The following is a 9,485-nucleotide window of genomic DNA, read 5'->3' on the forward strand; positions in this document are numbered from 1 at the left end:
GTCTCTGATGGTCGAGATCGTTGCGGGGCTGGAGACGATCAAGGCGGTTCGCGCCGAGGGAATTTTTCTGCGCCGCTGGCGCGACATCACGACTGTGGCGACGAACACCACGCATCGCATCAAGAACTACTCAGCCTTTGCGGCCAATCTGTCTTATCTGCTCCAAAACATGGTCACGATCGTTACAATCGTCGTCGGAGCCTATCTCTTCGATCTGGGCATGATCACGACTGGCGGCATCATTGCTTCCGCTATGCTCGGCAGCCGCGCAGTCGCTCCCCTCGGGCAGATTRCACTCATGCTTTCCCGTGTGCGGCAGGCGGTCAGCGCCTATCACAGCTTGACCGCGATCATGAAGCTGCCGGACGAGCGAAGTGACAGGAGGATGCTCGTCGCGCGGCCAGTGGAGCGCGGTGATATCGAGTTTCGCGGCGCCAGTTTCACCTATGCCGGGCAGGCGCGACCTGTGCTGAACAGTTTCAGCATCAAGGTCAGCCCGGGCGAGCGTGTCGCGATTCTCGGCCGCATCGGCGCTGGCAAGACAACGATTGGCAGGCTTCTCGGGCGCCTCTATGAACTCGATGCTGGCGAGTTGCTGATCGATGGCGTCGATATTCGCCAGTTTCATCCGCAGGAGATACGGGCGGCGATCAACGTCGTGACGCATGATACGCATGTCTTCAACGGCAGCTTGCGGCAGAATTTGCGGCTCTCCAAACCTGACGCGACCGATGCAGAACTGCTAACCGTTGCCAAGCTGTCGGGCCTGGCGGATTTTGTCCAGTCACATCCTTCCGGGTTCGAACGGCAGGTTGGTGAACGCGGGCAGCAGCTCTCGAGTGGGCAGCGGCAAATCCTCGGCCTTGCACGTGCCTTGCTGGCGTCTGGACGCATCATCTTTCTCGATGATCCCACGAGTTCGATGGATACGGCGACCGAGCGCGACTTCGTGACGCGCCTCAGGGAGGGGCTGAGCCCGGACCAGACGCTTATCGTCACGACGCACCGCAATGCGGTTCTGTCGCTGGTTTCCCGGGTGGTCGTCATCGATGGCGGACGGGTTGTCGCCGACGGTCCGGTCGAGAAGGTCATGCGCATCCTCACTAAAACGTCTGCGGGAGTCTGATGGGCACTGAAAACGGTCGCGCACGGCGGAAACCGCAGCGCTGGTGGTGAAGCAACGAGGCGCCGAATGATGTTAGGCAAACTGCGCACTCCGCTGCTGATATCGGCTGTTGTCTTGCCGGCTATAATGGGCGGCGCGCCACTCCTGGGCCAGGAGCCGTCGACTGGCTGGCCTTGCGGATTTCTCAATTTCACCAAGAAGGAACTGTCCGGCCCCCTGTCGGAATGCAGGGCGTTCATGCCCTTCATCCCTCCGGAAATGGTTCTCTCACAGCCAATGCAGCGCCTCTTGCGCGGCGAGGCGTTGCCCATGCAGTTCGGTCAGGGCCGTTTTGCACAGCGTTTCCCACTCCACTTGAACGATCTCTATCCGCCGAAATTAGGTAATGATCGCAGCTCCAATGCTTCGCCGGTGAAGCAGGCGGTTTTGGGCGGCACGGTTCGAGGGGGCATGGTCGACGACGGTACCGACGATATCGGACAGCCAACGGTCCGGGTCGGTACTGTTACCTGGAATGCAGTACCGCCGCTGCTGAGTGCAACCAGCAGTATCACAGGCGTCCATGGCAATCTTACCATCGAGGGATACAAGGTTGCGATGAGCCTGGCGATGTCTCCTGTCGGGACCGATGGCTTGATGATCGAAATCAAGATCAGGGGCGAAGGCGAGGTAGAACTCGGTGTTCCCCGAATCCGCCAAACTGGAGACCGCTCCGGCGAGCCGATGGATATGGTCGGCCGCCGCCGGAGCGAGGATGAATTCACCTTCATCCCCGCGGCTGACCCGCAGTCGCTCCGCAACATCAAGGGCGCACTCCTGAAGGGACAGTGGATCGATGTTCCTGTTCGGCGGAAAGGCGAAACTGCCTACACGCTGACCATGGAACTGGCACGGCCAGGGAATGCCCTGATGAAGCGCGCTTTCGAGGATTGGACGCTTTCGGACAATCCTCGCTAACGGAGGGCGGGGCAAGGGCGTCCGTGCGGTACGGCATGGGACGAACCTGCGGGCTGCATACTTGAGTTATGGTCAACGCCGGGCCTCACCACTTTCGCTTCAGAACATCCTGCAACATGGCCCGGTCGAGCGTCAGGTCCGCGACCAGCCGTCTCAGCTTCACATTCTCAGCTTCAAACTGCTTCTGACCTGGGATTGTGATCTTCCTCCAGATTTGAGTAGAGTCCGTCGATCATGGAGACGGACGATGCGCCCCTCACGGTTCACGGAAGAGCAGATTATCGGGCTGCTGAAGGAGCAGGAAGGCCGGAGCGAAGACGGTGGATGTCTGCCGCAAGGACGTGTCGGATGCGCGCCGGCTGAAGACCCTCGAGGACGAGAACGCCCGCCTCAAGAAGCTGCTGGCCGAGCAGATGCTTGACAACGCGATCCTGAAGGATGTCGCCGCCAAAAATGGCGACGCCCGATGCGAAGCGGAAGGCGGCGGCTCATGCCTGCACGGTGCACGTCAGGGAGCCAGCGTCGGGCGTGCCTGGCCTTGAAGATCGACCGCTCGACGGTGCGCTACACAAGCACCCGGCCGGACGATGCCCTGCTGCGCGAGGCGATGAAGGGCGTGGCGGCGGAGCGCCGGCGGTTCGACTACCGCAGAATCCACATCATGCTGGACCGTCAGGGCATCATGATGAACCGAAGAAGCTTCGGCGTCTCTATCGCGAGGAGAGGCTGYAGGTGCGCCGGCGCAGCGGCCGCAAACGGGCCCTGGGCACCCGCGGGCCCATGCTTTTGCCTTATCGGGCCAATGCGCGCTGGAGCCTCGACTTTCTCTCCGACACGATTACGGACGGTCGTCGCTCCAGGGTGCTCGCCATCAGGCCCGCGCGTAGCCCGGGAACCGGATAGCGTCATTCGGCTGCGCGGCCGACCGGATACGATCGTTTCCGAAAGGCACCGAGTTCACCTCGATGGCGATCCTGCGCTGGTGCCAAGAGACCGGCGTCGCGTGGCACTACATCGCCGCCGGCAAGCCGACGCAGAACGCCTTCGTCGAGAGCTTCAACGGGCGCTTCCGGGACGAGCTCCTTCTGTAATCGGGGCTTGGGCGTCAAGCACGAACCGTGGTGCGCACCGGCATGGGGTCACGCTTCTGTCCGCGGTCGCTGTGCGCCGCACGATGGGTTTCGAAGGTGAGACGGACCAAGCTAAACGGCGGGCTTCATAGCTAGCATCGCACCCCATGCACTCGTGCGGCCTTCGTCTCAACCCCCCGTCCCTCCCGGGACCGCGGTCAGGCTGGCTTGGCGCCTCGCCTTGATCTCTGGGGCTCAAGCCTCCTTGGCGGTCCAGCGGCATGGTGAGCCGTCGCGCCACATGCGGTGCATGATCACTGCCAGTTTGCGGGCCACCGCCACCTTCGCCTTCTTCAGGGAGCTCCGCTTGGCGATCGAGACGCCCCAATGCTTCAAAGCAGTCCATTGGGTCGATCGGCTGAGCATCACGTTGGCGGCCGAAAACAGCGCGGTGCGCGTCAGGCTATCGCCATTCTTGGCGATCCGTCCTCTTCGATCGACTTCACCGGATTGATGTTGCCGTGGCGCCAGGCCGAGGTGAGCGCCAACGTCGCTCGATCGGCGGAATCGGTCGGGCCGGTCAATGGTGGTCTTGAAGGCCAGTGCCGTTACAGGGCCAACACCTGGAATGCCCATAAAGCGCACGCACAGCTCGTCGTTCTTCGTTACCCTGAGGAGTTCGCCGTGCAAGTCCGCCAGCTGCTTCATCATCGTCTCGCGGGCTGTCAGGAGAGCTTCCATGCAGAGCTTGAGCCGCGGGCGATCCGCCACAAGTTCGCGAATGCGCCCGGCAAAGCCTGAAGCCGAGACCTGCCCCACCTTCAAGCCGAAGGGACGAAGCAGCCCGCGAATCTCGTTCTCGTGGTCGCGCAGCTTGTTGACAAAAAACTCCCGACTGCCGAGCAACGTTCGCAGCTCCTGGCTCTCGACCGACTTCACATGCACGGTTTTGAACCAACCAGATCTGACGAGTTGGGCCAGCGAGCGGGCATCATTGCGATCGGTTTTGTTCATGTTCATCGCCGTGATCGCGGCCTTCGCATGCCGCGTCTCGATGCAGACTGTGGGCAGATCAGCGGCGCGCAATCCGAAATAGAGCCACTGCGACAACGGACCCGCCTCCAGCCCGACGCGCTGAAAGCTCCCCGGCAGCTCACCGAGCCGGCCGGCAATCGCCTCCGGATCCGATGGCACCTTCGCCTCCAGGACGATGCGGCCATCCGCATCGACGACACAGATGCTGGTCATCTCCAGCGACACATCGAGACCGGCGTAAAGCAACGACATGGGGGCGCTCCTCTCCAGAAACCGGCAGCATGAGCGCCAACGCTGGCGGAGCCCAAGCCCCGATTACCCCATCTCAACGGTGAGCTGTTCTCGACGCTCACTGAAGCCCGCAGCGCATAACCTCATGGAAGAGGATTACAACCACCACCGACCACACTCGGCCATCGGCAAAAATCCACCCTGGAAAACAGGCCGCCTGAGGCCAGAAATGAACCCGGACTCCCTCTCAGATCGGAGGAGAAAAGGTCTCAGGTCACTTCAGGCGCTGGATCTCGAGTATCCCATCCCGGAGAACTGCTTCTTCCAGTGGTAGAAGCTCGGTTCCGAGACGCCCATCTTCCGGCAGATCTCCGCCACCGGCGTGCCGTTCTCCGCCGCCTGCCGAAGGGCAAAGGCGATCTGCTCATTCGTGCATCGATTGCGTTGGCATGACATCCGTCCTCCGTGAGGCTCAGGATGCCCAAAAAATTGCACTATAAAGGAAAACCGTCTCCAGGGTCCGGACCAGGTCTGACGGCTAGCGCGGGCGGCGTGGCTGGTCTGGGTTGCGCAGCTGCGCGCGCGGTCATGGCTGGCACGAAGACCTCAGGAGCCCGCGGTTTGTAGCCCAACCGAATGGCCGGAAACATTTGATTTCAAAGCGCCCGCCTTTCAACAAAGGCTGGAAACGCTCAACGCAACGCGGCAATCTCGTTCGATTTGGCGGGCCGGCTCTTGAAGCCGTGCAGGAAGGCGTCCTCGCCGACGAACGAGAGCATAGGCAGATATTCGCTGACCTCACCATCGTTCCGAACCGATGCGGACAGATTGTCGAGAACGAGGCGGGTGGCGCCAGCATCGACGACGAGGATCGCGTGATCCTCCCCGGTCTTGAGCAACTTCACAAGTTGCAACCGGATCTGCGAGCGATCGAACCCGGCAGCCAGCAGCATCCACATCTTTAGAATGGCGAACTCCTCGCAGTCACCCGTGCCTCGCGTCAGGGTCTCGTCCACTGTCGCCCAGTAGTCCTGGACACCATAGCTATCGAGATCGCGCTTATATTTGAGACCAGAGTTCACCGCCTTGTTAACGGTGTCGATAGCGTCCCGATCGCCCTGGGTGCGGGCAATCGCCACAGCTTCGGCGAGCCGTCCGCGGAGTTTGCTTGCACAAATGGGCTCGGAGGCGGAGCATGAATCCGCAAAATACAGAACTGCCCTCTCCTCAAGCAAGCTGCGCCAGCGCCGAGATTGAGGAACCAGCGACACTGCGAGCGGGATCGACCCCAGCACGTCCCCACTGACCGTCCGCACCGCCCGCCCAGCTTCACGTGGTGATTGGGGGAGTGCTCCAACAAAATACGTCCAGCGCTCGGCCGTTGAAAGACCCGCTTCACTGTGCACCGCCAATTCGAGAGCAGGCTCGGCCTCCTGCTCACGCGCGCCAGACTCGACGGAATGGTCACGTGCCGTGCCCCATCGCCCGACAGGAGCCGGCCAGCCCGTAGGGCTTTGCCCGGCGAGCGACATATCGACGAAAACGGGCAAACTCGGGACTTTCGCAGGAGCGAGAGCACCATAAGTCCCTTCGGGCAAAAGGTTGGCCATTGCCATAGACGAGGCCAAGGAGATCGCAATCGGTAGACTGGCGATCCACCACCAAAAACGCCCCTTCTGGGCGAATGCAGGCCGGTTCATCATCGTTCCTCCGAAATTCGGACGGACGATGGCCGACGGTCATTCTGCAGCGGATGAAGTCGATATCTAAATCTTTATCGATGAACTCCAGAGGGACGACTGATCTGCTCCTTGGCTAGGGAGTGATATCGAAAGCTGACGGGGTTGAAGCAGTTTGATTAGGCAGATGTTGACCATCGCTTGGGCCCTAGCGCTCCGTTGGCCCAACCTCGAACCAGTCTGCTCTAAAGCGGAAGCGCTCAGTGTCCGCTTCTCTGAGCGGACAGTTGGGGTCAAGGTCGGATTGAACTTCGTGCCGGGGTCTCGTTCACGCTGCTCTTCGCAGTCTGGTGACTTCTTTCGAGCAAAGCCGCTGCACGTCGCGGGAACACTCGACGAGCCGGATCTCGCCCTGTGCAACGCTTCACTTATKCGGTGACGGTCGTGGTTGGCCACTAGTGCGCGGCTGCCGCTCGGAAGAGGCGCAGCGTCGGTCGGGAGATCAGATGGCGCTCGAGGTTGAAGGTATTATCGACGACAGCATAAAGGGCGAGAAAACGCTGCGCCGACATCGGCGACTTGAAACGCTGCATCTCTCGTCGTCGGATCGCCCGGGTGAGTTCTCCGACCGATTGTTGCGGTGCATGCCCTGTTCATGGCGCGCCGAGGGCCCCATCTCGCGCCGGCCGCGCCGTAGGATCGCGACTTGTCCGTCACCAGCACCTTGGGAGCAAAGCCATGCTTTTTGAGCAGTTTGCACATCAGCCGTAAGGCAGCACCCTTGTCCCACCTCGATTGCACCAGCACGTCAAGAATCTCGCCATCGCTGTCGACGGCTCGCCATGCCCGCCCTGGATGTGGATAACCTCGTCCAGGTGCCAGGTGGCTGCTGGTGGGGGGCGCAGCCGGCGCAGGTTCCGGGCAACGCTACATCCGAAATTGACTACCCATCAAATCGCTGGGGTTTTGGCGGCCAGCTGGGCTTCGGCCTCATGTGAAGAACCTGAGAAGAACCTGTACGACTGCGATGGCGTTCGCCCGTCTACTAAGTTCTTGATTTCGTGGTGGGTGATGTAGGGCTCGAACCTACGACCCGCTGATTAAGAGTCAGCTGATCAGATCGCGGCTGTCGCCATCTGTTGAGCATCTATCGCAGGTCAGACGGCCTAACTGAGCCGAGCTGGCAAACCCACTGGGCTGCTTCCCATATGCTTCCAAATCCAGCTTATTGGGAAGCAGGCATTAGGCCGACCGAGCCTAAGTGCTTGAAATAAATGGCGCGCCCGACACGATTCGAAAGTGTGATTATTGCCTTCGGAGGGAAAACGGGAGCTGCAGGGTTCGATCGACATGAAGCTTAAGGACAGCATCCACAGATGGGTTTGCCAGACGTGGTTGCATCGGGCTACAGCCAGTGCGTTCCGCGTACCCCCTGATCATTCAGGCGATGACCAGAGCAATATCTGCAAGGCTTTGCCGGCATGCTGCAGGCAGATGGCCGGGCCGGATGCACCGGTCTCCCCGACCGCTGGTTCGACGGCCCAGGCTGTTGGCAGGCGCCGCACGGCTCGCCAACCCACACTCCGGCAGGTTGCCGCGCTTGGGAGTTTCGATGCTACCTGTGATCTACCCTTCAACATGGATTATCGCACATAGAAACGTATCTTATTGATAAAAATGTGAATATTTATGTCGTCTGCACGTTTTCCCGATCACGCAAGGTTACTGGTGCATCTGCTTGTCGGATTGTACTCAGGTTGCAGGTTCTGCGGCCAGTGCCGCAGCACCCGCTCGATTGCGCATCTGTACAGAGTTAGCTGCCGCGGCCGCCGATTCGGTCCCAGACCCTAAAGTCTGCACGGCCACCATGGTATCGGCGAACTCGATCCCGACCTCGGCAAACTTGGCGACCATCTTCTTGACCGCCATGCGCTGCACGTAGCTCGGCTGGATCGGACGTACGGTGAACTTGAAGCGCACCAGCATCGCGTTGTCGAGAATGTCCGCGACGCCCTGCATGCGCAGCGGCGCGAGGAATTCGTCCTTGAGCTCCGGGTCCTGCTGCATTTCGTCGCCGATCTTCTTCACTGTCTTTCGCAACTTTTCGAGATCGGTGTCGCGCTTGAAGCGCAGATTGAATTTCACCGTGGCCCAGTCCCGGCTGAAGTTGGTGATCTGACCGAGTTGCCCGAACGGAATGGTGTGAACCTGTCCGTTCTGATGGCGCAGCCGGATCGAACGGAGCGTAAAGCCCTCTACCGAGCCCTTGGCCTTGCCACAGTCGATATATTCGCCGATCCGGAACGCATCATCGCTCAGGTAGAAGACACCCGAGACGATATCGCGCACGAGCGCCTGGCTGCCGAACGAAATCGCGAGCCCGAAGACCGATGCCGCAGCTAGAAGCGGCCCAATGTTCACACCCAGCGCCGACAGCACGATGAGCAAAGCCAGTACGCTGATGCTGATGGCTAGGACGATGCGCAGAAGTGGGAGTAAGGTCGCGAGGCGCGATCCGCCGCCGATAGCTTCGTCGTGACCAGCGGCGGCGATGGCGGCTGCCRCGGGGTCATTGCGACGAGTGAAGAAATCGGTGAGTTCCCATGCGACAAAGGCGAGGAACAAGGTCACCGCCGTTGCGAACGACGAACGGGTCAGTGCCAGCCAGCCCTTAGCGTCGACCAGCGCAAAGACTTCCACGATCCAGCTCTGCGCCACAAGCGCGATGATACCGATCAGGATGGCAACACGTACACAACGCACCACGACATCCGAGAATCGGCGGGACTGCGATAGCGGGAGTGAGACAGCGTCTTCTACCGACGGCGCYGGGACAGCAACACTTGGTCGAGTGAGGTAGCGGCTGAGAGTCTGCAACAAGACCAGCGCAATTAATGCATTAAGCGTCAGAAGCACTGCATTTGGGACGGTGTAACGCACCATGACGGCGCCAAAGATCTGGGTGAGGCCCATGATGACGAAGAGCGGCAGCGTCAGATACAGCCAATGGATACCGAGGCGGCGTCCTAAGCTCCGTGCTCCTTGGTCATGAGACAAATTCGCGAACCAGCGCGCCATCGGAACGCGCGACGCCACGGCGGCCCAGGTGGCGAGTGTCACGGTGGTTATTGAAACAACGATCTGGCCAGCCGCCACCACCTCGGGCGGGGTAGTCGTCGCAATCAGCATGCGGATCACGATCCGCAGCGCGACGATCAGCAGGATGACCAGCGAAATTCGAAGATAGACAACGCTCGCGCCGGCATCGTCCATGCTGGCGAGCCGCGCCCCGGGCAGCGCGGGGCGCAGCAAGGCCCGAAATGCCAGCATGTAGAAGCGCCACGCAAAGATGCCGGCGAGAATGGCGGCGGCGAGCTTGTCCTGGCC

Annotated in this window: 7 protein-coding genes and 2 pseudogenes; 3 read left to right on the forward strand and 6 right to left on the reverse strand. The window is 60.8% G+C overall.

Annotated features, from left to right (window positions below; genetic code table 11):
* From AC1DVA_RS25230 to AC1DVA_RS25240, 3 genes and pseudogenes are all read left to right on the forward strand, one after another.
* Positions 1 to 1,126, forward strand: a 1,126-nt coding sequence (locus tag AC1DVA_RS25230) for an ATP-binding cassette domain-containing protein (RefSeq protein ID WP_476807690.1), incomplete at its 5' end; no start/stop codon positions are given.
* Between the two features lie 69 nt (positions 1,127 to 1,195).
* Positions 1,196 to 2,083: a hypothetical protein gene (locus AC1DVA_RS25235; RefSeq protein WP_476807691.1), complete on the forward strand. Its 888-nt coding sequence runs from the start codon at positions 1,196 to 1,198 to the stop codon at positions 2,081 to 2,083.
* Between the two features lie 247 nt (positions 2,084 to 2,330).
* Positions 2,331 to 3,168, forward strand: a pseudogene (locus AC1DVA_RS25240) (integrase core domain-containing protein); the annotation flags it as partial.
* Between the two features lie 240 nt (positions 3,169 to 3,408).
* On the opposite strand, the gene AC1DVA_RS25245 reads toward AC1DVA_RS25240, so the two are convergent.
* The 6 genes and pseudogenes from AC1DVA_RS25245 to AC1DVA_RS25270 form a co-directional block, all read right to left on the reverse strand.
* On the reverse strand, positions 3,409 to 4,440 hold the full coding sequence (locus AC1DVA_RS25245) for an IS110 family RNA-guided transposase (RefSeq protein ID WP_476807692.1): 1,032 nt from the start codon (positions 4,438 to 4,440) through the stop codon (positions 3,409 to 3,411).
* 279 nt (positions 4,441 to 4,719) lie between these two features.
* Positions 4,720 to 4,875: pseudogene (locus AC1DVA_RS25250) on the reverse strand (transposase); the annotation flags it as partial.
* A gap of 236 nt (positions 4,876 to 5,111) precedes the next feature.
* A complete protein-coding gene (locus AC1DVA_RS25255; protein ID WP_476807693.1) occupies positions 5,112 to 6,119 on the reverse strand; it encodes a transglutaminase-like cysteine peptidase in 1,008 nt (335 codons plus the stop codon).
* Between the two features lie 434 nt (positions 6,120 to 6,553).
* Positions 6,554 to 6,691, reverse strand: coding sequence for a hypothetical protein (locus AC1DVA_RS25260; protein WP_476807696.1), 138 nt, complete (start codon positions 6,689 to 6,691; stop codon positions 6,554 to 6,556).
* The gene (locus AC1DVA_RS25265) at positions 6,627 to 6,905 is read right to left on the reverse strand and encodes a hypothetical protein (protein WP_476807694.1); all 279 of its coding nucleotides are present in this window, start codon (positions 6,903 to 6,905) and stop codon (positions 6,627 to 6,629) included. Before AC1DVA_RS25265 ends, AC1DVA_RS25260 begins: the two co-directional genes overlap by 65 nt.
* A 945-nt stretch (positions 6,906 to 7,850) precedes the next feature.
* Positions 7,851 to 9,485 (reverse strand): mechanosensitive ion channel family protein (locus AC1DVA_RS25270; protein WP_476807695.1); only part of this gene is annotated, 1,635 nt, incomplete at its 5' end.

This window comes from Allobosea sp. P4_C6 (assembly GCF_056402015.1).

What these genes read in the sequence shown, in the direction of transcription:
- AC1DVA_RS25235 (WP_476807691.1), top strand. Translation starts at nt 1,196, where the DNA reads ATGTTAGGCAAACTGCGCACTCCGCTGCTGATATCGGCTGTTGTCTTG.
- AC1DVA_RS25245 (WP_476807692.1), bottom strand. Translation starts at nt 4,440, where the DNA reads ATGTCGTTGCTTTACGCCGGTCTCGATGTGTCGCTGGAGATGACCAGC.
- AC1DVA_RS25255 (WP_476807693.1), bottom strand. Translation starts at nt 6,119, where the DNA reads ATGAACCGGCCTGCATTCGCCCAGAAGGGGCGTTTTTGGTGGTGGATC.
- AC1DVA_RS25260 (WP_476807696.1), bottom strand. Translation starts at nt 6,691, where the DNA reads ATGCAGCGTTTCAAGTCGCCGATGTCGGCGCAGCGTTTTCTCGCCCTT.